This window comes from Pseudomonas aylmerensis (genome assembly GCF_001702265.1).
GTDB lineage: Bacteria > Pseudomonadota > Gammaproteobacteria > Pseudomonadales > Pseudomonadaceae > Aquipseudomonas > Aquipseudomonas aylmerensis.
This window is the reverse complement of sequence record NZ_MAUE01000048.1, coordinates 185,211-209,566: the sequence shown is the minus strand read 5'-3', so window position 1 is coordinate 209,566 and position 24,356 is coordinate 185,211. Positions and strand designations below refer to the sequence as shown.

At 58.7% G+C, this 24,356-nt stretch carries 23 protein-coding genes; 5 read left to right on the top strand and 18 right to left on the bottom strand.

What is annotated here, in order from left to right:
* Positions 1 to 7: 7 nt before the first annotated feature.
* The 6 genes from secG to rlmE form a co-directional block, all read right to left on the bottom strand.
* Entirely contained in the window at positions 8 to 391 is a 384-nt protein-coding gene (gene secG, locus BBG20_RS32220; RefSeq protein WP_010206600.1) for a preprotein translocase subunit SecG, read from the bottom strand.
* 4 nt (positions 392 to 395) lie between these two features.
* Positions 396 to 1,151 carry a triose-phosphate isomerase gene (gene tpiA, locus BBG20_RS31160; RefSeq protein WP_058427650.1) on the bottom strand — a complete coding sequence of 252 codons (756 nt, stop codon included), beginning with the start codon at positions 1,149 to 1,151 and terminating at the stop codon, positions 396 to 398.
* Positions 1,152 to 1,217: 66 nt separating this feature from the next.
* Positions 1,218 to 2,555 carry a phosphoglucosamine mutase gene (gene glmM / locus BBG20_RS31155; RefSeq protein WP_065910270.1) on the bottom strand — a complete coding sequence of 446 codons (1,338 nt, stop codon included), beginning with the start codon at positions 2,553 to 2,555 and terminating at the stop codon, positions 1,218 to 1,220.
* Between the two features lie 16 nt (positions 2,556 to 2,571).
* Positions 2,572 to 3,423 (bottom strand): dihydropteroate synthase, encoded by an 852-nt coding sequence (gene folP / locus BBG20_RS31150; protein ID WP_065910269.1) that lies wholly within the window; start codon positions 3,421 to 3,423, stop codon positions 2,572 to 2,574.
* Positions 3,424 to 3,431: 8 nt separating this feature from the next.
* Positions 3,432 to 5,342 carry an ATP-dependent zinc metalloprotease FtsH gene (gene ftsH / locus BBG20_RS31145; protein ID WP_032803717.1) on the bottom strand — a complete coding sequence of 637 codons (1,911 nt, stop codon included), beginning with the start codon at positions 5,340 to 5,342 and terminating at the stop codon, positions 3,432 to 3,434.
* Between the two features lie 200 nt (positions 5,343 to 5,542).
* Complete coding sequence (gene rlmE / locus BBG20_RS31140; RefSeq protein WP_010206606.1) at positions 5,543 to 6,193, bottom strand: 23S rRNA (uridine(2552)-2'-O)-methyltransferase RlmE; 651 nt, start codon at positions 6,191 to 6,193, stop codon at positions 5,543 to 5,545.
* A gap of 106 nt (positions 6,194 to 6,299) precedes the next feature.
* On the opposite strand from rlmE, the gene BBG20_RS31135 reads away from it, so the two are divergent.
* Positions 6,300 to 6,608, top strand: coding sequence for a YhbY family RNA-binding protein (locus tag BBG20_RS31135; protein ID WP_010206607.1), 309 nt, complete (start codon positions 6,300 to 6,302; stop codon positions 6,606 to 6,608).
* A gap of 9 nt (positions 6,609 to 6,617) precedes the next feature.
* On the opposite strand, the gene BBG20_RS31130 is transcribed toward BBG20_RS31135, so the two are convergent.
* The 8 genes from BBG20_RS31130 to grpE form a co-directional block, all read right to left on the bottom strand.
* The gene (locus tag BBG20_RS31130; protein WP_065910268.1) at positions 6,618 to 7,022 is read right to left on the bottom strand and encodes an MFS transporter; all 405 of its coding nucleotides are present in this window, start codon (positions 7,020 to 7,022) and stop codon (positions 6,618 to 6,620) included.
* Positions 7,023 to 7,050: 28 nt separating this feature from the next.
* A complete protein-coding gene (greA, locus tag BBG20_RS31125) occupies positions 7,051 to 7,527 on the bottom strand; it encodes a transcription elongation factor GreA (RefSeq protein ID WP_003235048.1) in 477 nt (158 codons plus the stop codon).
* Entirely contained in the window at positions 7,524 to 10,745 is a 3,222-nt protein-coding gene (gene carB, locus BBG20_RS31120; RefSeq protein ID WP_065910267.1) for a carbamoyl-phosphate synthase large subunit, read from the bottom strand. Before carB ends, greA begins: the two co-directional genes overlap by 4 nt.
* 105 nt (positions 10,746 to 10,850) lie before the next feature.
* A complete protein-coding gene (carA, locus tag BBG20_RS31115; protein ID WP_065910266.1) occupies positions 10,851 to 11,987 on the bottom strand; it encodes a glutamine-hydrolyzing carbamoyl-phosphate synthase small subunit in 1,137 nt (378 codons plus the stop codon).
* A gap of 259 nt (positions 11,988 to 12,246) precedes the next feature.
* On the bottom strand, positions 12,247 to 13,053 hold the full coding sequence (gene dapB, locus BBG20_RS31110) for a 4-hydroxy-tetrahydrodipicolinate reductase (protein WP_065910264.1): 807 nt from the start codon (positions 13,051 to 13,053) through the stop codon (positions 12,247 to 12,249).
* Positions 13,054 to 13,062: 9 nt separating this feature from the next.
* Entirely contained in the window at positions 13,063 to 14,187 is a 1,125-nt protein-coding gene (dnaJ, locus tag BBG20_RS31105; RefSeq protein ID WP_065910262.1) for a molecular chaperone DnaJ, read from the bottom strand.
* Positions 14,188 to 14,504: 317 nt separating this feature from the next.
* Positions 14,505 to 16,421 carry a molecular chaperone DnaK gene (gene dnaK, locus BBG20_RS31100; protein ID WP_065910260.1) on the bottom strand — a complete coding sequence of 639 codons (1,917 nt, stop codon included), beginning with the start codon at positions 16,419 to 16,421 and terminating at the stop codon, positions 14,505 to 14,507.
* Between the two features lie 102 nt (positions 16,422 to 16,523).
* Positions 16,524 to 17,084, bottom strand: a complete 561-nt coding sequence (gene grpE / locus BBG20_RS31095) for a nucleotide exchange factor GrpE (RefSeq protein ID WP_065910258.1) — start codon at positions 17,082 to 17,084, stop codon at positions 16,524 to 16,526.
* 254 nt (positions 17,085 to 17,338) lie between these two features.
* On the opposite strand from grpE, the gene recN reads away from it, so the two are divergent.
* Positions 17,339 to 19,012, top strand: a complete 1,674-nt coding sequence (gene recN / locus BBG20_RS31090; RefSeq protein WP_065910256.1) for a DNA repair protein RecN — start codon at positions 17,339 to 17,341, stop codon at positions 19,010 to 19,012.
* A gap of 86 nt (positions 19,013 to 19,098) precedes the next feature.
* On the opposite strand, the gene fur is transcribed toward recN, so the two are convergent.
* Complete coding sequence (fur, locus tag BBG20_RS31085; protein ID WP_003194220.1) at positions 19,099 to 19,503, bottom strand: ferric iron uptake transcriptional regulator; 405 nt, start codon at positions 19,501 to 19,503, stop codon at positions 19,099 to 19,101.
* A 98-nt stretch (positions 19,504 to 19,601) separates the two neighbouring features.
* On the opposite strand from fur, the gene BBG20_RS31080 reads away from it, so the two are divergent.
* Positions 19,602 to 20,129, top strand: a complete 528-nt coding sequence (locus BBG20_RS31080) for an outer membrane protein assembly factor BamE (protein WP_065910254.1) — start codon at positions 19,602 to 19,604, stop codon at positions 20,127 to 20,129.
* A 63-nt stretch (positions 20,130 to 20,192) separates the two neighbouring features.
* On the opposite strand, the gene BBG20_RS31075 is transcribed toward BBG20_RS31080, so the two are convergent.
* Both BBG20_RS31075 and BBG20_RS31070 read right to left on the bottom strand, forming a co-directional pair.
* Positions 20,193 to 20,495 (bottom strand): RnfH family protein, encoded by a 303-nt coding sequence (locus BBG20_RS31075; protein ID WP_065910252.1) that lies wholly within the window; start codon positions 20,493 to 20,495, stop codon positions 20,193 to 20,195.
* Positions 20,488 to 20,922 (bottom strand): type II toxin-antitoxin system RatA family toxin, encoded by a 435-nt coding sequence (locus BBG20_RS31070; protein ID WP_005791512.1) that lies wholly within the window; start codon positions 20,920 to 20,922, stop codon positions 20,488 to 20,490. Before BBG20_RS31070 ends, BBG20_RS31075 begins: the two co-directional genes overlap by 8 nt.
* Before the next feature lie 167 nt (positions 20,923 to 21,089).
* Here BBG20_RS31070 and smpB point away from each other — a divergent pair, with 167 nt between their 5' ends.
* Positions 21,090 to 21,572 carry an SsrA-binding protein SmpB gene (gene smpB, locus BBG20_RS31065; RefSeq protein ID WP_060752280.1) on the top strand — a complete coding sequence of 161 codons (483 nt, stop codon included), beginning with the start codon at positions 21,090 to 21,092 and terminating at the stop codon, positions 21,570 to 21,572.
* A 35-nt stretch (positions 21,573 to 21,607) separates the two neighbouring features.
* On the opposite strand, the gene BBG20_RS31060 is transcribed toward smpB, so the two are convergent.
* The gene (locus BBG20_RS31060; RefSeq protein WP_065910250.1) at positions 21,608 to 22,375 is read right to left on the bottom strand and encodes a GntR family transcriptional regulator; all 768 of its coding nucleotides are present in this window, start codon (positions 22,373 to 22,375) and stop codon (positions 21,608 to 21,610) included.
* 251 nt (positions 22,376 to 22,626) lie between these two features.
* Between BBG20_RS31060 and BBG20_RS31055 the strand changes: the two genes are divergently transcribed.
* Entirely contained in the window at positions 22,627 to 24,321 is a 1,695-nt protein-coding gene (locus BBG20_RS31055; protein WP_065910248.1) for a lactate permease LctP family transporter, read from the top strand.
* Positions 24,322 to 24,356: the final 35 nt, after the last annotated feature.

The window sequence follows — 24,356 nt, the reverse complement described above, 5'->3', positions numbered from 1 at the left end:
ACCCTTCTTACTTCTGCTCTTGAGCTGGAGGTACGTCAGTCGCTGGAGTAGCCGACTTTTGCTCTTGAAGCACCGGGACATCATCAGAAGCCGGTTTTGCTTTTGGTACTTCCAACACTGCTGGGTTTGGGAGACCTACTTGAGTCAGCACATGAGCTTTCTCTTTAGCAAAGTAACCTAACCCCAAGCTGGTTATGAAGAAACCGGCGGCAAGTATAGCAGTAAACTTACTAAGAAAGGTAGAGGAACCTTGGCTTCCGAACACAGTATTTGAAGCACCTGCACCGAAAGACGCACCAGCATCCGCACCTTTACCCTGTTGCAACAAAACCAGGGCAACTACGCCCAGGGCAGCCAACAGATGAAAAACGACTACGACTGTTTCCAGCATTTTTTCAGTTTCCCGCGGCGCGACAGATCGCACCGAACTCATCTGCATTCAGGGAAGCTCCACCAATGAGCCCCCCATCGATATCCGGCATGCCGAACAGTTCGACCGCATTGGCCGCCTTCACGCTGCCGCCGTATAGAAGACGCACACCTTGTGCGACTTCAGAATTCTCTGCCGCCAACTGCGCGCGGATGGCTGCGTGCACATCCTGCGCCTGTTGCGGTGTAGCAGTCAGCCCGGTACCAATGGCCCAGACCGGCTCGTAAGCAATAACTGCCTTTGCAAACGCACCAACACCCAGCTCCTCGATGATGCTGCCCAGCTGACGCGAGACAACCTCAAGAGTCTTGCCCGATTCACGCTGCTCCAGGGTCTCCCCTATGCACAACACTGGAATCAAGCCACAAGCCTGTGCCGCTGCGAACTTGCGATTGAGTGTCCCATCACGCTCGCCCATCATCTGACGGCGCTCGGAGTGCCCGACAAGCACATAGGAACAACCCGCATCGACCAATTGACTCGGTGCAATCTCACCGGTCAACGCACCTTGCATGGCTTCCACCGCAGAATTCTGCGCGCCGACCTGAATCGACTTGCCTTTCAAGCCATCAACTACTTGAGTGATATGCAAGCAAGGCGGGAAAACCGCGACATCAACACCGCTAGGCAAGGCCAAGTGACGAAGGCCATTGATCAGCTCAGCGACACTGGCGCGGGTACCGTGCATCTTCCAGTTACCAGCTACCATAGTGCGACGCATGCTGTACCTCGTCGGTCAAAGTGGGCGCAGATGTTACCCAACCACATCATCACTGGCAAGCCGAATTCAGGCGCAAACTTCAGTTACCAGTTTTGCCAGGTCTTCGGCATGGCCGCGAACCTGAGTTTCGTCGTCACCTTCGACCATGACACGCACCAGAGGCTCTGTGCCGGACTTGCGCAACAACACCCGGCCACGCCCCGCCATTGCAAGGGTCACACGCTCGCACGCCTCTTTGACAGCGGGATGCTCGATCGGGTTTTCGCCACCGGCAAAACGCACGTTGAGCAATACTTGTGGGCACTTGCGCAGGGCCTGGCGCGCCTGGGCCAGGCTCTCTTCACGGCGACGCAGGGCCAATAGCACCTGCAGCGCAGCAATGATCGCGTCACCCGTGGTGGTGTGCTGGAAGCAAACAACATGCCCCGAGTTTTCCCCACCGATCTGCCAGTTACGCTCAAGCAGCTCAGCGATCACATAGCGGTCACCGACATTGGCACGCACGAATGGAATGCCAAGATCTGCCAGGGCCAACTCCAACCCCAGGTTACTCATCAGCGTACCGACGACCCCCCCTTGCAGCTTGTTACGCTCATGGAGGTCGCGAGCAATGATAAACAGCAGGTCATCCCCGTCGACCACGGCGCCGGTGTGATCCACCATGAGCACGCGATCGCCGTCACCGTCGAAGGCAATACCCAGGTCCGCATGCTCGGCCAGGACCGCCGCCTGCAGCTGGCCCATATGCGTCGAGCCACAGTTGTCGTTGATGTTCAACCCGTTAGGCTGGGCCGACAGCACTGTCACATCAGCCCCAAGCTCCTTGAATACGCTCGGGGCCACCTTGTAGGTCGCACCATGGGCGCAGTCGACAACAATTTTCAGCCCGGCAAAATTGGTGCTGCTTGGTACGCTGCTCTTGCAGAATTCGATGTAGCGGCCAGAGGCGTCGTTGATGCGCGACACCTTGCCCAGCTTGCTGGACTCAACCACCGTCATCGGTGCGTCCAGCAGCTCTTCGATCATCAACTCGATCTCATCCGGCAGCTTGGTGCCCAGACCCGAGAAAAACTTGATGCCGTTGTCATCATGGGGATTGTGAGAAGCACTGATGACAATCCCGGCTTCCGCGTGGAAGGTACGCGTGAGGTAGGCGATAGCCGGCGTCGGCATCGGCCCCAACAGCATCACATCGGCGCCCGCGGCGGACAAACCAGCTTCCAGTGCGGATTCAAACATGTACCCGGAAATTCGAGTGTCCTTACCCACCAGGATGCGGCAGGCGCCCATGCTACGGAACGCCATACCTGCCGCCCACCCCAGCTTGAGCATGAAATCCGGAGTAATCGGAAACTCGCCGACCCGCCCACGGATACCGTCGGTGCCAAAATATTTTTTAGTCATAAGTGCTCCATCATTCTTATTCGGCTGATTCTACCGCGGCAATCATGCGCACCACATCCACCGTCTCGGCGACATCATGCACGCGCAAGATACGCGCACCCTTGGTCATAGCAAGCGCCGCGAGTGCGAGACCGCCGTACAACCGCTCACCTACCGGACGATTCAGTGCCATCCCTATCATGCTCTTGCGCGAAACACCGACCAACAGGGGCCGACCAAGGGCATGCAGGGACTCCATGTGCTTGAACAGGCTTAAGTTGTGCTGCAAGGACTTGGCGAAGCCAAACCCTGGATCCAGGATAATCTTTTCAGGCGCAATCCCGACTGCGGCGCATTGAGCGACCCTTTCAGCCAGGAAGCTGCTCACTTCACCCACCAGGTCATCATAGTGCGGGTTGTCCTGCATATTGCCGGGCTCACCCAGCATATGCATCAGGCACACCGGCAGACCGGTAGCCGCCGCCGCGTCAAGGGCGCCGTCACGCCGCAGGGAACGCACGTCGTTGATCAACCCTGCCCCCAGGCGCGCCGTCTCACGCATGACTGCCGGGGTGGAAGTATCCACCGAGATAATGACATCCAGCTCGCGAGCAATGCGCTCTACAATCGGCGCCACACGCTCCAGCTCCTCCAACGGAGAAACTACCCGAGCGCCCGGCCGAGTCGACTCACCGCCGACATCAATCAGGGTCGCCCCCGCCGACACCATTGCTTCGGCATGGCGCAACGCAGCATCGAGCTGGCTGAAGCGGCCGCCGTCGGAAAAGGAGTCAGGGGTGACATTAAGAATGCCCATCACGTGCGTATGGGCCAAATCAAGAACCCGGTTGCCGCAAGGCAACCGGGTGGAGGACAACACAGAAGTCATTTCAAACCTTAGTGGTCAGCTGCCGGACCACCGATCGGGGTTTCAGGGCGTTCGTTCTGCACGACAGGCGGAGTGCCAGAGGTGCCCGAACCACCTTCCCAATCACGCGGCTCACGCGGCGTACGGCCCGCCATGATGTCGTCGATCTGGTCAGCATCGATAGTCTCGTACTTCATCAACGCGTCAGCCATGGCGTCCAACTTGTCACGGTTGTCGGTCAGGATCTGCTTGGCCGTGCCATAGCACTGGTCAATGATGCTGCGCACTTCGGAGTCGATCAGCTTGGCTGTCTCGCCGGAGAAGCTGGCACTCTGACCACCACCCCCACGACCCAGGAATACCTCACCCTCTTCCTCGGCGTACATCAACGGACCGAGCTTCTCCGACAAGCCCCACTTGGTCACCATGTTCCGCGCAATCTGACTGGCACGCATGATGTCATTGGAAGCCCCGGTCGTTACGCCATCAAAGCCCAGGGTCATCTCTTCAGCAATTCGACCGCCGTACAGTGAGCAGATCTGGCTGATCAGCGCACGCTTGGAGAGGCTGTAACGATCCTCTTCCGGCAGGAACATGGTGACACCCAGCGCCCGACCCCGAGGAATGATCGACACCTTGTAGACCGGGTCATGCTCTGGCACAACGCGACCCACAATGGCGTGACCGGCTTCGTGATAAGCGGTGTTCTGCTTTTCTTTCTCGGACATGACCATGGATTTGCGCTCTGCGCCCATCATGATCTTGTCTTTCGCCAGTTCGAACTCTTTCATCTCGACGATGCGCTTGCCTGTACGGGCCGCGAACAACGAAGCTTCGTTGACCAGGTTGGCCAGGTCGGCACCGGAGAAACCCGGCGTACCACGCGCAATCACTGCTGGAGCGACATCGTCACCCATCGGCACTTTGCGCATGTGGACTTTGAGGATCTGCTCGCGACCACGGATATCCGGCAAGCCTACGACAACCTGACGGTCGAAGCGGCCTGGACGCAGCAGCGCAGGGTCCAGCACGTCAGGTCGGTTGGTCGCAGCGATGACGATGATGCCGTCATTCATCTCGAAACCATCCATCTCGACCAGCAACTGGTTGAGGGTCTGCTCACGCTCATCGTGACCACCGCCCATGCCAGCACCACGATGGCGACCAACAGCGTCGATTTCATCGATGAAGATAATGCACGGTGCGTGTTTCTTGGCCTGCTCGAACATATCGCGAACGCGGCTGGCGCCGACACCGACGAACATTTCGACGAAGTCAGAACCGGAAATGGTGAAGAAAGGCACCTTGGCTTCACCGGCAATCGCCTTGGCCAGCAAGGTTTTACCGGTACCCGGAGGACCGACCATCAGCACGCCGCGAGGAATACGGCCGCCCAGGCGCTGGAACTTGCCCGGATCGCGCAGGAATTCAACCAACTCACCGACTTCTTCCTTTGCCTCGTCGCAACCCGCGACGTCAGCCAGGGTGGTCTTCACCTGATCTTCGGAGAGCAGGCGCGCCTTGCTCTTGCCGAAGCTCATCGGCCCGCCCTTGCCTCCCGCACCGCCTTGCATCTGGCGCATGAAGAACATGAACACGGCGATGATCACCAGGATCGGGAAGCTGGCCACCAGGAGTTGAGTCCAGATGCTCTGCTGCTCAGGCTGCTTGCCTTCGACAACCACATGGTTATCCACCAGGTCGCCGATCAGACCGTTGTCCTGAATGGCTGGACGAATGGTCTTGAAGCTATCGCCATCGTTGCGTTTGCCGGTGATCACGTAGCCATCAACCGCCACGCGCTCGACCTTGCCATCCTTAACTTGCTGGATGAAGTCGGAATAGTTGAGGGTCTGCGGCTCGTTAGGGCTGGAGAAGTTGTTCATCACCGTCACCAGGACAGCCGCGATGATCAACCACAGGATCAGATTCTTTGCCATATCGTTCAATTAACTACCCTCTGAAGCAAGCTCCGCTACTGGCGCGCGCTTCGCATGATATTCACCGGCCTAACTTACTACATTACCTACAACTCTGGCAGGCGCCGTCTGTAACCCTTTGTGAAACTTTGACTACACAATATTCGTAAAGCTTCGTGACGAAAGCGATATAAAAAAACCTATCGACTCCCTTCAAACCTTCAAAGACGCTCATCACTGGCAGCGCCTTCAATGCCGCGGAACCCCCGCGCCAGCAGATATTGCTCGCGAGACCGGTCCCGGGAAGAGTCCGGTTTACGCATCTGTACCTTGTCGAACAGCTTGCGGATGTTCTTGTGGTACTCGTCGAAGCCTTCACCCTGGAAGACCTTGACCAGGAAATCACCACCCGGACGCAATACCCGCCCCGCCAGATCCAGCGCCAACTCGCACAGGAACATGGCTCGCGGCATATCAACAGCCGGTAATCCACTCATATTGGGGGCCATGTCGGAAATCACAAGGTCTACCTGCGAATTTCCGACGGCTTCCAGGATCTCGGCCAGTACGGCGTCCTGGGTGAAATCGCCGTGCACGAAGGTTACATCCGGGATGCTGTCCATCTCGAGGATGTCGGAAGCGATCAATCGGCCTTGCCCGCCAATCAGACGACTGGCCACCTGGGACCAGCCACCGGGCGCTGCACCCAGGTCGATCACGCTCATGCCGGGGCGAAACAATTTGTCCTTGTCCTGGAGCTCCAGCAGCTTGTAGCTGGCCCGGGACCGGTAGCCGTCCTTCTGCGCCTTTTTGACGTAAGGATCGTTGAAATGCTCTTGCAGCCACTTAAGGCTAGTTTTGGAACGGGCCACGGGCCACCTCGAAAAATAAAACGGGTCGTGATTAACTGGGCGGTCCCGGACTCGCTCGGGTAAACTGGCCGCCGCTTTTTACAAGATCAGACGCAGGGGTCAGATTATGCCGCTCACTCAAGAGCAGAAGAAACAGTACAAATCCATTGGCCACCATCTGAAACCAGTTTTGATTGTGGCAGATAACGGTTTGACTGAAGGTGTGTTAGCCGAATTTGAACGCGCACTGAACGATCACGAACTGATCAAGATCAAGGTCAATATCCTTGACCGTGAAGCGCGCCTGGCCGCCATTGCAGAACTGTGCAAGGTTGGCAAAGCGGACCTGGTCCAGGTCATCGGCAAGATGGCGCTGCTGTATCGCAAGAACTTCAGCGTCAACAAGCAACTGTCGAACGTTCATCGCTTCAAATGACAACAAGGGTCACGGGCGTGCTTCGCGCGCCCCGCCACTCCATCCCGGCGCAGGCTGTATAACCAGCACCAGGCCGGAGAACCCTAGCACAAGATAGCTGAATAACTGCCAGCGCAACGCTTCCGGCAGCCACACATGCACGATGCAGTACATCGCACATGCATACAGCGCCATCAACAGCAGTTGGCCGCGAATATCCCGCCACAAACTCCCCAAGCCTTCGGCCTTGACCAGCACCAACGCCTGGAGCGTCACGCACGCCGCCGCAAAACCCACCAGCAGCGCACTCAGTAATCCATCGATCTCATTGATCAGCAACGGTGCCAGGCCAATCAGGCCCAGCGCCGGTAACACGCCAATGTGCAACAACCACAGGCCGCCCACCCAAAGCATCTGGGCAAGCTGCCAAAGCATGGCGCCCGCACGAAGCGGGCGCCGCCGTTCAGACGTGACGGACTTCAACAATCTCGTACTCGATCACGCCACCCGGCGTCTTGACCGCCACCACGTCACCCTCTTCCTTGGCAATCAAGGCGCGGGCAAGCGGGGAGCCGACGGAGATCTTGCCGAGTTTGAAGTCAGCTTCGTCTTCCCCGACGATGTGGTAGACCACGCTTTCGTCAGTCTCGACGTTGGCGATTTCCACGGTGGTGCCGAAAATCACCTTGCCGGTCTTCGGAATGGTCGTTACGTCGATGACCACCGAGTTCTGCAGGCGGCCTTCGATGTCACGGATCCGCGCCTCGACCATACCTTGCTGCTCGCGAGCAGCGTGGTATTCGGCGTTTTCCTTAAGGTCACCCAGTTCGCGGGCCGTACCGATGTCCTGGCTCAGCTTTGGACGTACGACCTTGGTCAGATGGGCGTGCTCCTCTTCCAGGGCCTTGAAGCCCTGGACGGTCATTGGGTATTTGGTCATGCCTTCAATCCTGCGTGTAGATCCTGCAAGCGACGCACGGTCTTTTCCGGACCGAACTTGAGTGCTTCGCAGATGGCTTCGCCAGCAGCAATGGTGGTGGTGCAGTAGATCTTGTGCTGCAAGGCGTTACGACGAATGGAATAGGAGTCCGCGATCGACTGGCGACCTTCGGTGGTGTTGATGATCAGCGTGACTTCGTCATTCTTGATCATGTCGACCACGTGCGGACGGCCTTCCGTCACCTTGTTCACGCGACGCACTTTCAGGCCGGCAGCCTCGATCAGCTTGGCGGTCCCGGCGGTGGCCACGACTTCAAAACCCAAGTTGATCAGATCACGGGCCACGCCTGCAACCAGTGGCTTGTCATCATCACGCACGCTGATAAACGCAGTACCGCCGGTCGGCAGCACCTCGCTGGCACCCATCTGGGCCTTGGCGAACGCTTCACCGAAGGTATCGCCCACGCCCATCACTTCACCGGTGGACTTCATCTCTGGGCCCAGGATCGGGTCCACACCAGGGAATTTGGCGAATGGGAACACCGCCTCTTTCACACTGTAGAAGTTCGGAATGATTTCCTTGGTGAAGCCGATTTCCTTCAGGGTCTTACCGGCCATCACGCGGGCAGCGATCATGGCCAGGGACACACCGATGCACTTGGAAACAAATGGCACGGTACGCGAAGCGCGCGGGTTGACTTCGATGACGTAGATGTCTTCGCCTTGCAGCGCCAACTGTACGTTCATCAAGCCGACCACGCCCAGTTCCAGGGCCATTTTCTTGACCTGTTCGCGCATCTCGTCCTGGATGTGCGCCGGCAGCGAGTACGGTGGCAGCGAGCACGCCGAGTCACCGGAGTGAACACCCGCCTGCTCGATGTGCTGCATGATCGCGCCGATCACGACATCAGTGCCGTCGCAGACCGCATCCACATCCATTTCGATGGCGCAGTTGAGGAAGTGGTCCAGCAGCACCGGGCTGTCGTTGGACACTTTCACCGCATCGCGCAGGTAACGCTTGAGTTCTTCTTCTTCGTAGACAATTTCCATCGCCCGACCGCCCAGTACGTAGGACGGACGCACTACCAGCGGGTAGCCAATCTTGCTGGCGGCGCGGATGGCCTCATCTTCGCTGCGCACGGTGGCGTTCGGCGGCTGACGCAGGTTCAGGCGTTCAACCATCTGCTGGAAGCGCTCACGGTCTTCCGCACGGTCGATGGCATCTGGGCTGGTGCCAATGATCGGCACGCCGGCCGCTTCAAGGGCACGCGCCAGTTTCAGCGGGGTTTGGCCGCCGTACTGGACGATCACGCCTTTTGGCTTCTCGACGCGCACGATTTCCAGCACGTCTTCCAGGGTCACTGGCTCGAAGTACAGGCGATCAGAGGTGTCGTAGTCGGTGGAAACAGTTTCCGGGTTGCAGTTGACCATGATGGTCTCGTACCCGTCTTCGCGCAGGGCGAGAGCGGCGTGTACGCAGCAGTAGTCAAACTCGATACCCTGGCCGATACGGTTCGGACCGCCGCCCAGGATCATGATCTTGTCGCGACCCGACGGGGCGGCTTCGCACTCTTCCTCATAGGTGGAGTACAGGTAGGCGGTGTCGGTGGAGAACTCGGCGGCGCAGGTATCAACGCGCTTGTAGACCGGGAAGATCTCCAGCTTGTGGCGATGCGTACGCAGGTTCTTCTCAGTCACACCCAGCAGCTTGGCCAGGCGCTGGTCGGAGAAGCCTTTGCGCTTGAGGCGGAACATCATGTCGCGGTCGATGCTGGCCAGACCGAGGGTCTTGACCTTCTCTTCTTCCTTGATCAGATCTTCGATCTGCACCAGGAACCACGGGTCGATCATGTTCATGCCGAAGATGTCTTCGACAGTCATGCCGGCGCGGAAGGCGTCAGCCACGTACCAGATACGCTCGGCGCCCGGCACGGTCAGCTCGCGCTTGAGCACGCTCATGCTTTCCGGGTTGCTCAGGTCGAGCTTCTCGTCCAGGCCGCAAACGCCCACTTCCAGGCCGCGCAGGGCTTTCTGCAGGGATTCCTGGAAAGTACGGCCGATGGCCATGACTTCACCAACCGACTTCATCTGAGTAGTCAGGCGCGCGTCAGCCTTGGCGAATTTCTCGAAGGCGAAGCGTGGCAGCTTGGTGACGACGTAGTCGATGGACGGTTCGAAGGACGCCGGGGTCTTGCCGCCGGTGATGTCGTTCGACAGCTCATCGAGGGTGTAACCCACAGCCAGCTTGGCCGCGACCTTGGCGATCGGGAAGCCGGTCGCTTTCGACGCCAGGGCCGACGAACGCGATACACGCGGGTTCATCTCGATCACGACCATGCGGCCAGTGTTCGGGCAGATACCGAACTGAACGTTGGAACCGCCGGTTTCCACGCCGATCTCGCGCAATACCGCCAGGGAGGCGTTACGCAGGATCTGGTATTCCTTGTCGGTCAGGGTCTGTGCCGGAGCAACGGTGATCGAGTCACCGGTGTGCACGCCCATCGGGTCAAAGTTTTCGATGGAGCAGACAATGATGCAGTTGTCCTTTTTGTCGCGGACAACTTCCATTTCATATTCTTTCCAGCCGATCAGCGATTCGTCGATCAGCAGTTCCTTGGTCGGCGACAGGTCCAGACCACGGGCGCAGATTTCTTCGAACTCTTCACGGTTGTAGGCGATACCGCCACCGGTGCCGCCCATGGTGAAGGACGGACGGATGATGCACGGGAAGCCGAGAGTCTCGAGGACTGCGTTGGCTTCTTCCATGGTGTGCGCGATACCGGAGCGCGGGCACGCCAGGCCGATGGACTTCATCGCCTTGTCGAAACGCGAACGGTCTTCAGCCTTGTCGATGGTGTCGGCATTCGCACCGATCATCTCTACGCCGAACTTCTCCAGCACGCCTTCGCGCTCCAGGTCCAGGGCGCAGTTCAGTGCAGTCTGGCCGCCCATGGTGGGCAGCAGCGCGTCCGGACGCTCTTTCTCGATGATCTTGGCAACGGTCTGCCACTTGATCGGCTCGATATAGGTGGCGTCGGCCATGGCCGGGTCGGTCATGATGGTCGCCGGGTTGGAGTTCACCAGGATGACGCGGTAGCCCTCCTCGCGCAGGGCTTTACAGGCCTGGGCGCCGGAGTAGTCGAATTCGCAGGCCTGGCCGATAACGATCGGGCCAGCGCCGAGAATCAGGATGCTTTTTATGTCTGTACGTTTTGGCATGGGTTTGTCACTCAAATCCGCAGGTCAGTCGGCAAGCCGTCTTGAACATTCTTTGAAGAGCCTGCGGGGGCCACCGACAGTCGGGGCCGCGCGCAGGCCACTCAGTCAGCGTCGCTTGGCCATCTCATTGATGAAACGGTCGAACAGCGGCGCTACGTCGTTCGGGCCCGGGCTTGCTTCAGGGTGGCCCTGGAAGCTGAAGGCGCTCTTGTCAGTGCGCTCGATGCCTTGCAGGGAACCGTCGAACAGCGACTTGTGAATTGCGCGGACGTTGCCCGGCAGGGTCGCCTCATCCACCGCAAAGCCGTGGTTCTGGCTGGTGATCATCACAACGCCAGTATCCAGGTCTTGCACAGGGTGGTTGGCACCGTGGTGGCCGTGCCCCATTTTCAGGGTCTTGGCGCCGGAGGCCAGGGCCAGCAACTGGTGACCCAGGCAGATACCGAAGACTGGAATTTCGGTTTCCAGCACATCCTTGATCGCCTGGATGGCGTAGTCGCAAGGCTCAGGGTCACCCGGACCGTTGGACAGGAACACGCCGTCCGGTTGCAGGGCGAGCACATCGCTGGCCGGGGTTTGCGCAGGTACCACGGTCACGCGGCAACCGCGCTCGACCAGCATGCGCAGGATGTTGTACTTGATGCCGTAGTCGTAGGCGACGACGTGGTAAGGCAGCTCAGCGGCCTCGATGGTCGCGTGACTGTCAGTCTTCAAGTCCCAGACGGTGGAGCGCCACTCGTACTTTTCCTTGGTGCTGACGACTTTCGCCAGGTCCATGCCTTTCAGGCCAGGGAAGCCTTGCGCAGCAGCGATCGCTGCCTCTTCGGAAATATTCTCACCGGCCATGATGCAGCCGTTCTGCGAGCCTTTTTCACGCAGGATGCGTGTCAGGCGACGCGTATCGATACCGGCGATTGCCACAACATTGTTGGCTTTCAGGTAATCGGACAGCGACATCGTGTTACGCCAGTTGCTCGCGACCAGTGGCAGGTCACGAATTACCAGACCCGCCGACCAGACACGATCAGACTCGACGTCTTCCGGTGTAGTACCGGTGTTGCCGATGTGCGGATAGGTCAGGGTAACGATCTGTTGGGCGTAGGAAGGATCGGTAAGGATTTCCTGATAGCCGGTCATGGCGGTGTTGAACACCACCTCTCCAACGGTTTGACCGTCGGCTCCAATGGCTTCGCCGCGAAAAATGCTGCCATCAGCAAGGGCGAGTATGGCTGGCTTAGTCAAGAAGACCTCCCGTAAATAAAGCCTGAAAGGGCGATCGCAGGTTGTAAAAAAGCGGAGTGACGTATGGACACGTCACCCCGCTTCTTCACCGAATTATTCTGCGCGCTTTTAGTGGACACACTAAAGCTGTAGCTTACAGAAAAAGGCTTTTTTGGTCCACCGCTAATGAGCCTTAAAGGCAGGGGAATGCGACAGGACGTCGCTTAGCGGGTAAAAACGGGGCCTCAGGATAATCATGAGGCCCGATTTTAGCTACTGATTAGTGCAGATCCAGCACGTCACGCATGTCATACAGACCTGGCTCACGACCTTCCAGCCAGAGCGCAGCACGGACGGCGCCCTTGGCAAACGTCATGCGACTGGAGGCCTTGTGCGTGATCTCCAGGCGCTCACCTTCAGTGGCAAACAGCACGGTGTGATCACCCACAACATCACCACCGCGCACGGTCGCAAAGCCGATGGTGTCACGCGCACGCGCACCGGTATGACCTTCACGACCATATACGGCCACCTTGGACAAATCGCGGCCCAACGCATCAGCGATGGCTTCACCCATGCGCAGCGCGGTGCCCGACGGCGCATCGATCTTGTGACGATGATGGGTCTCGATGATTTCGATATCCGCCTCATCACCCAGCACGCGGGCTGCCAGATCCAGCAACTTGAGCGACAGGTTCACACCCACGCTGAAGTTGGCCGCGAAGACGATCGGGATATCCTTGCCCGCCTCCACCAGCAACTGCTTCTGCTCGGCACTCAAACCCGTCGTACCGATCACCATGGCCTTGCCCGCCTTGCGGCAGAACGCCAGGTTTTTCAGCATCACGTCAGGCAGGGTGAAGTCGATCAACACGTCGAACTCTTCAGCCACCTGCTCCAGGCTGCTCGACAACGACACACCGATACGGCCCAGCGAGGCCAACTCGCCCGCATCCGCACCAATCAACGTGCTGCCCGGGCGAACGATGGCTGCGGTCAGCCCGGAGGCCGGCGAGCGCTGCTGCACCGCCTCGACCAGCGTCTTCCCCATGCGCCCGGCAGCGCCCATAACGGCTATACGTCGCATATCCACTCCTTACAGGTCGCCGAAGAAGCGCTTCACGCCATCGAAAAACCCAGTGGTTTTCGGTGAATGGGAGTCGTCACCTTCCAACGAACTGCGGAACTCTTCGAGCAGCTCACGCTGACGACGCCCCAGATTGACCGGGGTCTCGACCGCTACGCGGCACATCAGATCGCCTGCACCACCGCCGCGCACCGGCGCAACGCCCTTGCCACGAATACGGAACTGCTTGCCGGTCTGGGTACCCTCGGGGATCTTCAGCTTGACCCGACCATCCAGGGTCGGAATCTCCAACTCGCCGCCCAAAGCTGCATCAACAAAGCTGATCGGCACTTCACAGAACAGGTGCTTGCCGTCGCGCTGGAAGATCGAGTGCTCACGCACATTGATCACCACGTAAAGGTCACCGGTAGGGCCACCCTGGGTGCCCGCCTCGCCCTCACCCGACAAACGGATGCGGTCTCCGGTATCAACACCCGCCGGCACTTTGACCGACAGGGTCTTGTACTCTTCGACGCGACCTTCGCCGTGGCACGAGTCGCACGGATCGGAAATGATCTTGCCCTGGCCATGGCAACGCGGGCAGGTTTGCTGCACCGAGAAGAAGCCCTGCTGCATACGGACCTGGCCGATACCGCCACAGGTCGGGCAGGTGATCGGCGAGGAGCCTTTCTTGGCGCCCGAGCCATCGCACGGCTTGCAATTAACCAGCGTCGGCACGCGGATGTTGACGCTGGTACCGCGCACGGCCTCTTCCAGGTTCAACTCGAGGGTGTAGCGCAAGTCGCTGCCACGCTGGGCGCCACCACGCTGGCCACCTCGGCCACCGCCAAAGAAGTCGCTGAAAACGTCGCCGAAGATATCGGAGAAGTTCTGACCGCCGAAACCTGCACCGCCGCCGCCCATGCTCGGGTCGACACCGGCATGACCATACTGGTCGTAAGCCGCACGCTTGTTCGGATCAGAAAGGCATTCGTAGGCCTCGTTGGCCTCCTTGAACATTTCTTCGGATTCTTTGCTATCCGGATTACGGTCCGGGTGGTGCTTCATCGCCAGGCGACGGTAAGCCTTTTTCAGGTCCGCATCGCTGGAGCCGCGCTCCACACCCAATACTTCGTAATAGTCACGCTTTGCCATAAGTCTTTGCACTCTTAAGGACGTTTGGCCAGACCCTCCTGAGCCTTGCCAAACTCGTTGAGCCCCAATACAGGCCCGGACCCAACTCACGTCAATTCAACGATCCTGGTCATTACTGCTTTCAGCCAGGGACCCGGCCAAAAACGCGGTGACTGTCGCCCGGGAAGCAGGAGCATTCCCGATCACACCGCCAACATCCGAGCGTTGTCGCATGTTGTAAAAATTCGCATACCCCAGACACGCCAACGCGGGAGCAAGCTCCCGCGCGGCGACATCCTACCAGTCACCGCTTGATAGCGGTCAACCGGGCGACCAACTTACTTCTGGTCTTTGACTTCTTCGAACTCGGCATCGACAACGTCGTCGTGCTTGGCTTCAGGCTCTGCGTGCTGTGCAGCACCATCAGCCGGCTGGCCTTGTTCGGCGTACATTTTCTGGGCAACCGGTGCGGAGACTTTCGACAGCTCCTCAACCTTGGCTTCGATGGCAGCCTTGTCGTCGCCTTTGATGGCGGCTTCCAGGGCAACCACGGCAGCTTCGATTGCGGTCTTCTCCTCAGCAGTCACTTTATCGCCAGCATCCGCGACCATTTTGCGGGTCGAGTGAACCAGTGCATCACCCTGGTTACGGGCGCCAGCCAGCTCGGCAAACTTGGCATCTGCGTCGGCGTTGGCTTCAGCATCACGGATCATCTGTTGAATTTCTTCATCAGACAGACCGGAGTTGGCCTTGATAGTGATCTTCTGCTCTTTGCCAGTGGCCTTGTCCTTGGCACCTACGTGCAAGATGCCGTTGGCGTCGATGTCGAAGGTCACTTCGATTTGTGGCACGCCGCGTGGTGCTGGTGGAATCTCGGCCAGGTCGAACTTGCCCAGGGACTTGTTCTGAGCCGCTTGCTTACGCTCACCTTGCAGCACGTGGATGGTCACAGCACCTTGGTTATCGTCGGCAGTCGAGAACACCTGGGATTTCTTGGTAGGAATCGTGGTGTTTTTCTCGATCAGCGCAGTCATCACGCCACCCATGGTTTCGATACCCAGGGTCAGCGGGCTGACGTCCAGCAGCAGCACGTCTTTCACGTCGCCGGCCAATACCGCGCCCTGGATGGCAGCACCCATGGCAACCGCTTCGTCCGGGTTCACGTCTTTACGTGCTTCCTTGCCGAAGAACTCGGTTACTTTCTGCTGTACCAGTGGCATACGGGTCTGACCGCCCACCAGGATCACGTCGTTGATGGAACCAACGTCGATACCTGCGTCTTTCAAGGCAATGCGGCAAGGTTCGATGGTGCGCTGAACCAGGTCTTCAACCAGTGCTTCCAACTTGGCGCGAGAAATCTTCACGTTCAAGTGCTTAGGACCGGTGGCGTCTGCAGTGATGTACGGCAGGTTCACGTCGGTCGACATGCTCGAGGACAGCTCGATCTTGGCTTTTTCAGCAGCTTCCTTGAGGCGCTGCATAGCCAGCGGGTCACCCTTGAGGTTCATGCCGCTTTCTTTCTTGAATTCGTCAACGAGGTAGTCGATCAGACGAATGTCAAAGTCTTCACCACCCAGGAAGGTGTCGCCGTTGGTGGCCAACACTTCGAACTGGTGCTCGCCGTCAACTTCAGCGATCTCGATGACCGAGACGTCGAACGTACCGCCACCCAGGTCATAAACGATCACAGTGTGGTCGCCCTTGGCCTTGTCCATACCGTAGGCCAGAGCGGCTGCGGTAGGTTCGTTGATGATACGTTTTACGTCCAGACCCGCGATGCGGCCGGCGTCTTTGGTCGCCTGGCGCTGGCTGTCGTTGAAGTAGGCCGGAACGGTGATGACCGCTTCAGTCACTGCTTCACCGAGGTAGTCTTCGGCAGTCTTCTTCATCTTTTTCAAGACTTCAGCCGAGATCTGCGGTGCAGACATCTTGTTGCCATTGACTTCAACCCAGGCGTCGCCGTTGTCAGCCTTGGCGATTTTGTAAGGCACCATCTTGATGTCTTTCTGTACGACTTCTTCGTCGAACTTACGACCGATCAGACGCTTCACCGCGTACAGGGTGTTGTGCGGGTTGGTGACAGCCTGACGCTTGGCCGACTGACCAACGAGGATCTCGCCATCATTTGCGTAAGCAATGATCGACGGCGTGGTACGCGCGCCTTCGGCGTTTTCGATAACTTTGGCTTTGCCGTTTTCCATGACGGAGACGCAGGAGTTGGTGGTCCCCAGGTCGATACCGATAATTTTGCCCATGATTTACTCTCCCGAAACTTGAATTTGGATGCCGCAGCAGTGGTGGCTAACTGCGGTAGCACTTAAACGCTTGACTTATAGATGGGGGCCTTACGGCGTATTTCAAGCCTGCTCATCAATAGAAGGCGAAACCGATGCAGGAGCCTTGCTCACTACAACCATCGCCGGGCGCAGCAAGCGACCATTGAGCTGATACCCCTTCTGGAACACTTTCAACACGCTGTTAGGCTCCAGGTCATGGCTTTCCTGCATGGCCATGGCTTGGTGATGCTCAGCGTTGAACGGTTCGCCGCCGGTTGGATCGATGGCTTCCAACTGATAACGCTTCAGGGTGTCCTGGAACATTTTCAGGGTCAGTTCGATCCCTTCGCGCATTGGGCGGATGTTTTCGTCGTCCGGGTTGGACAACTCAAGGCCACGTTCCAGGCTGTCGATGATCGGCAGCAAGTCACCGGCGAATTTTTCCAGCGCGAATTTGTGAGCCTTCTCTACATCCTGCTCGGCACGGCGGCGGACGTTCTGCAGATCGGCGGCAACACGCAAAGACTGGTCCTGCGCAGTGGCCAATTGCTCTTCGAGCACTTGCACACGCACGGCCAGGTCTTCCGAGCCAGCCTGGGTAGCGTCTGGAGTTTGCGTATCCTGCGTCTGTTCGTCAGCCATAGATTTCTCCTTTCAAAATCATGCGCGAACTCAACTCGCGCTTCTGTTCCGGTATATGGGGCCACAATTTCAGGGTTCAAGGGCGCAGGCGTTACCAAAAGTCTTTCCCATGACCGGGATCAATTCCTGCCGCATCATTCCTCATTGCGCTAAAAAAAGTGACGACTCAAGCAAATCGAGCTAAGCGCCAGGATTGTCAGCCCTGAACAAAACACTGTATAAATAACCAGACCTAAAGCCTGGGAGCGACGTTCATGCTCGTGCACCTGTCCGTACATAACTACGCCATCGTTGAACACCTGGATCTCGAACTGGATCGCGGGATGAGCGTAATCACAGGCGAAACCGGCGCCGGCAAATCGATCATGCTCGACGCGCTCGGCCTGACCCTGGGCGATCGCGCCGACAGCGGCGTGGTGCGTCCGGGTGCGGACAAGGCCGACATCCTGGCTACCTTCGACCTGGCAGACATCCCCGAAGCCGAGGCCTGGCTCGCCGAGCGCGACCTGAATAATGAGGGGCCGTGCATCCTGCGCCGGGTGATCACCGCCGAAGGGCGCTCGCGCGGCTACATCAATGGCACGCCCTGCCCGCTTGGCGACCTGAAAGCCCTGGGCGAGTTGCTCATCGATATCCACAGCCAACATGAACACCAGTCCCTGCTGAAAACCGACACCCACCGCCGCCTGCTCGACGAATATGCCGGCGCCACCGACCTGGCCCGCCAGGTGCAGCTTGCCGCTCAACGCTGGCGCCAGACCCGCCAGGAATTGGAGCGACTCTCCAACTCCGGCGACGAGCAGCGCGCTCGCCATCAACTGCTCAGCTACCAGCTTGAAGAGCTCGAGAGCCTGGCACTCGGCGAGACCGAGCTGGAACAACTCGAACAGGAACACAAGAACCTCACCAATGCCGAAACCCTGTTGGGCATCTGCCGCCAAGTGGTGGAGCAATGCAGCGAAAGCGATTCCGGCAATGTGCTCAACGCCCTGACGGCCAGCCTCAACCGACTGTCCAGCGTCAACAATGCTTCGGGCTCGCTCAGCGAGGCCACCACCTTGCTGACCAGTGCGCAGATCCAGGTAGAAGAAGCCGTGGGCGAGTTGAATCGCTTCCTCGACCACTTTGATGCCGACCCCTCCCGCCTGCAGGAAATAGAGGAGCGCCTGGACACTATCTACACCCTGGCGCGCAAACACCGAATCCAGCCCACCGATGTGGCCACGATGCAGCAAAAGCTGCTGGATGAAATCGAAACACTGAATGCCAACGACGAATCCATCGAACGATTAGGCGATGAACTCGCATCCTTTGCCCGTCATTATCAAGAGAAGGCCCGCGAGCTGAGCGACCTGCGCCAGCAAGCAGCCGCCAGCCTGGCCAGTGCCGTAGAACAGGAGATCCAGCGCCTGGGCATGCCGGGCGGGCGTTTCACGATTGAATTGCGCGCCAATGCCAGCAATGAGCTGCAGCCCCACGGCCTGGAGCAGGTAGAACTGCTGGTCAGCGCCAACCCTGGGCAGCCGCTCAAGGCGCTGGCAAAAGTGGCATCCGGCGGCGAATTATCGCGCATCAGCCTGGCGATCCAGGTGATTACCGCCCAAACGTCACGGGTGCCTACGCTGGTATTCGACGAAGTGGACGTCGGTATCGGCGGGCCGACCGCAGAAATTGTTGGCCAGTTGTTGCGACGCCTGGGGGATAGAGGCCAGGTGCTGACGGTGACTCACTTGCCACAGGTGGCTGCACAGGGACATCAACATCTGTTTGTACACAAGGTGCGCGGCGATGAAGCGACACACACAGCCGTGTCCAAGCTGAACAAATCGGAACGTGTGGAAGAAGTGGCTCGGATGCTCGGCGGTATCGACCTGACCAAAGAGTCCCTGGCCCACGCGAAGAAAATGGTGGTGGCCGCGAAAGCCTGAAGCCAGCATTTTCTCCCTTATAGAAAGCACGAAGGCGACCCTAGGGTCGCCTTCGATCGTTTCGCAGAGAGAATCTGCGTCGATTTTTACTTTTTCTTACGGATGTACAGGACCAGATTATGGTCAACCAGATCGAAGCCATGCTCCTCAGCAATCTTATGCTGCAGCGCTTCAATCTCAGGGCTGGTGAACTCGATAACCTCATTGGTATCCAGGTCAACCATGTGGTCGTGATGACCACCGTCAGCCAATTCGAACACTGCATGACCGCCGTCGAAATTATGACGAACCACCAGCCCTGCGGCTTCAAACTGGGTCAGCACACGGTAAACCGTGGCCAGGCCAACGTCCTCGTTAGACTCCATCAGCGCCTTATAAACATCCTCGGCACTCATGTGGCGCTGCTCAGCAGAATCGAGCATTTGTAGAATCTTGACTCGTGGCAGAGTCACTTTAAGACCGGCTTTGCGTAGTTCGCTATTTTCAACCATGGTTAGCTTTCTCGCGGATGCTGCTTCGCAGCTTCTCTTAATACGGGTATGATCGGCGTTTACGTTGTCCCAGCCAAGATAGTGGAAGTCGCCCACCGATGCAAAACACCAAGCTCTTGCTAACCAGTTTCACCTTTGTGGGACTGCTCGCACTCGCCGGTTGTTCATTCCCCGGGGTTTACAAAATCGACATCCAGCAGGGCAATGTCGTCACGCAGGACATGATAGACCAGTTACGCCCGGGAATGACCCGACGGCAAGTAAGGTTTATCATGGGCAACCCCCTGCTGACCGACACTTTCCATGCTGATCGCTGGGATTATCTCTACAGCATCCAACCGGGTGGCGGTGAACGCCAGCAGGAGCGCGTCAGCGTCATTTTCAATGGCAATGACCAACTCGTCAGCCTGTCTGGTGACTTCATGCCCGGCGTGAGCCGAGATGAAGCCTTGCTCGGCAAGGACAACGGCGCCAACGTGACTGCCCCTGCGCAGGAAAACGAGAAGCCGAAGTCTGAAGTGCCAGCCAAACCAGGCTCATTGCTCGACAAGATCCAGAAAGACGTCGACGGCGTAGAAACTGTGCCGGTCCCGACGCCACAGCCTCTGGACACCAGCCCGCAGTAATTGAGCGGCGCCCAATAAAAAACCCGGCATGCCGGGTTTTTTATTGCCTGCTGCTTGGCAAGCCTATGGATTTTGCTGTTTGGCCAGCGCCGCCTTGGCTGCACGCAAGCGGCGCACCTCTTTAGGATCGGCCAGCAAAGGCCGGTAAATCTCAATACGATCGCCCGCCTGCACGACTCGCACGTCGGGGTCCGCAATTACCTTGCCAAATATCCCCAAAGGGCAATCCGCCAGATCCAGCGCCGGAAACTGCGCCTCGATCCCGCAAGCCCGCACCGCGGCTCGCAAGCTGGTGCCTTCAGGCACCGCAGCCGCCAGCAACATCTGCCGATCTTCTGCGGCGTATACCACCTCAATCTCAACCATGCAGTTGCTTGGCTCGCTGGCAAAACGCATCCACCAGGGTATTGGCCGCCTGATTGAACAGTGGCCCCAGTGTTGCTCGCACGATAGGCCCCGCGTAATCAAACGACAGGTCCAGGCTGATCTTGCACGCCTTGTCCGTCAGCGCCTTGAACACCCACACACCATGCAATTGGGTGAACGGCCCCTCCTGCAGGTTCATTTCAATGGATTTCCCGGGCACCAGCACATTGCGCGTAACAAAATGCTGGCTAAGACCGCCCTTCGCCACGCCAACGCTGGCGACCATGTGCTCATCACTGCTTTCCAGCACCTCGGCAGTCGAGCACCAAGGCAGGAATTCCGGGTAACGCGCAACGTCGTTGACCAGGTCATAGAGCGCCTGTGCCGGATAGGGCAGCAACGCCGAACGTTGAATATGCGTCGTCATGTGTGCGTCATTTCCACTGCTGAGGCAAAACATCGCGAAAGAACAGCCCGATCCGCGAGAGAAAAAAACCAAAGAACTGCCTGCATTGTCCGGGATTCGTCCAACACGCTCAAGCACGCAGGTTGACCGTAGCCGACACGCTCGCAACTCCCTATAATGCCGCCCCTATGGCTAAACAAAAGAAACACCCCACAGGGACCATCGCGCAAAATAAAAAGGCGCGACACGATTACTTCATCGAACATCGTTTCGAGGCTGGTCTGGTCCTGGCCGGCTGGGAAGTAAAAAGTCTGCGCGCCAGCAAGCTGCAACTGGTCGACAGCTATGTGCTGCTCAAGGATGGCGAGGCGTGGCTGCTCGGCAGTCATATCACTCCGCTGACCACCGCGAGCACCCACGTGATTGCCGACCCGGTGCGCACGCGCAAGCTGCTGCTCAACGCCCGCGAGATCGACAAGCTCGCCGCCGCCGTGCAGCAGAAGGGCTATGCCTGCGTCTGCCTGTCCTGGTATTGGAGCAAGCACCTGGTCAAGTGTGAGATCGCGCTGGGCAAGGGCAAGAAGGAATACGACAAGCGTGATACCGAGCGCGAGCGCGATTCCAACCGGGAACTGCACCGCGCCGTACGCAACAAGGGCAAGGAAGAATAATCCTTGTCGCGGTGTAGCTTCGGGAACGCCCGCGGCTACATCCCCTTGCGCCGCTCGGCACGCGCCACGCGCTGAACCTCCTGACGCACCTCTTCCAACACTTCCTGCACATACAGCAGGTGACGTGTTGAAACCTCTCGTGCCTGCTCCGCCCGCCCCTCGATAATCGCCAGGTACAAATCCCGGTGCTGACTAATCAGCATGTCGCGGGTTTCCGTGCGCTGCTGATACATGCCGCCGATGTTGGTGACCACGTTACGCTTGAGCAGATCGAACAAGCCGCGAATCGTGTGCAGCAGCACCGCATTGTGGCTGGCCTCGGCAATCGCCAAGTGAAACCTTGCATCCGCCGCCCCCTCCTCCGCCCGGCTCACGTCATCGGCGCGGGTGTAGCAATCCTGCAGTGCTTCGAACGCCGCCGTCAGCCGCTCGCGATCCACCTCGGTGGCGCGCAATGCGGCGTAATAAGCACAAGAAGCTTCCAGGGTCTGGCGAAACTCCAGCAAGTCACGCTGCGCTTCGGGATTGTTCTCCAACAGGTGCAACAGTGGATCACTGAACGTAGACCCCAGCGACTCCGCGACATAGTTGCCGCCGCCCTGACGACTCACCAGCAAGCCCTTGGCCGCCAGCTTCTGGATTGCTTCGCGCAATGACGGGCGCGACACGCCAAATTGCTCAGCCAAGGCCCGTTCGGCCGGCAAGCGCTCACCCGACTTCAGCGTGCCCTCAAGGATCATGCCCTCAAGCTGCTCGACAATATCGTCAGACAAACGGCGCTGACGCACCTGATCAAACCCCATAACTCACTCTCCACCATCCCGACCACTCGCCGGGCCCTCTATTCTCGCCTATCGCTGCGCTTGCAGCACCTATCAGAACGCCTTGGATTTATCCGCTCAGCTCCCCGTCCTCGCAGACCTGAGACCAAAGTTTCGCAAGCGGCAAATTGACACACCGGCCCGAAGCCTTTTAACCTAGCCCACAGCGATTGTAAATTGGTATTACCAATTATCCAAGCTGACTAAACAACAACAATCAGGGGCCACCCCATATGCAAACCTGGCAACAGCTCTACAGCCCGCTCGGCAGCCTCGGCCTGTCCGCACTGGCCGCCGTTATCCCGATCGTATTCTTCTTCCTGGCCCTGGCGGTGTTTCGCCTCAAAGGCCACGTTGCCGGGAGCATCACCCTGGCGCTCTCGATCCTGGTCGCGATCTTCGCCTTCCAGATGCCGGTAGACATGGCGCTGGCTGCCGCCGGCTATGGCTTCGCCTACGGCCTGTGGCCTATCGCCTGGATCATCGTGGCGGCCGTGTTCCTGTACAAACTGACGGTCAAGAGCGGCCAATTCGAAATCATCCGCAGCTCGGTGCTGTCGATCACTGACGATCAACGCCTGCAAGTGCTGTTGATTGGCTTCTGCTTCGGCGCATTTCTGGAAGGTGCCGCCGGTTTCGGCGCCCCCGTGGCGATCACTGCCGCGCTGCTGGTAGGCCTGGGCTTCAACCCACTGTATGCCGCCGGCCTGTGCTTGATTGCCAACACCGCGCCGGTCGCCTTCGGCGCACTCGGGATCCCGATCATCGTGGCCGGCCAGGTGACCGGTATCGACGCGTTCAAGATCGGCGCCATGACCGGCCGCCAACTGCCCCTGCTGTCGCTGTTCGTGCCGTTCTGGCTGGTGTTCATGATGGATGGCCTGCGCGGCGTTCGCGAAACCTGGCCGGCGGCGCTGGTGGCTGGCTTGAGCTTCGCCGTCACCCAGTACTTCACCTCCAACTTCATTGGCCCGGAACTGCCGGACATCACCTCGGCCCTGGCCAGCCTGATTGCCCTGACCTTATTCCTCAAAGTCTGGCAACCCAAGCGCACCGCGGGCGCGCAGATTGCCGGCGCCACGTCGAGCGCAGCAGTCACCGCCAGCGCTGGCGGCTTCGGCCTGCCGCGCAACACCGTTGCTTCGCCCTACAGCCTGGTGCAGATTTTCAAGGCCTGGTCGCCGTTCCTGATCCTGACCGTGCTGGTCACCATCTGGACGCTCAAACCGTTCAAGGCAATGTTTGCCGCCGGCGGCTCGATGTACAGTTGGGTGTTCAACTTCGCAATTCCGCACCTGGACCAATTGGTGATCAAGGTGGCGCCCATTGTCACCAATCCCACCGCGATCCCGGCCGTGTTCAAGCTGGACCCGATCTCGGCCACCGGCACTGCGATTTTCTTCTCGGCACTGGTGTCGATGCTGGTGCTGAAGATCGACATTAAAACTGGTCTTACCACTTTAAAAGAGACCTTCTACGAGCTGCGCTGGCCCATCCTGTCGATCGGCATGGTGCTGGCGTTCGCCTTCGTCACCAACTATTCCGGCATGTCGTCGACCATGGCACTGGTGCTGGCCGGCACCGGGGCGGCCTTCCCGTTCTTCTCGCCTTTCCTCGGCTGGCTGGGGGTTTTCCTGACAGGCTCCGACACCTCATCCAATGCACTGTTCAGCTCGCTGCAAGCCACCACCGCGCATCAGATCGGCGTCAACGACACCCTGCTGGTCGCGGCAAACACCAGCGGCGGCGTGACCGGCAAGATGATCTCGCCACAATCAATCGCCGTCGCCTGCGCAGCCACTGGCCTGGTGGGCAAGGAATCCGACCTGTTCCGCTTCACCCTCAAGCACAGCCTGTTCTTTGCCACGATCGTCGGGCTGATCACCTTGGCGCAGGCCTACTGGTTCACCGGTATGCTGGTGCACTGAGACCTGCACGCAATAGGGTAAGAATCGACGCCGGA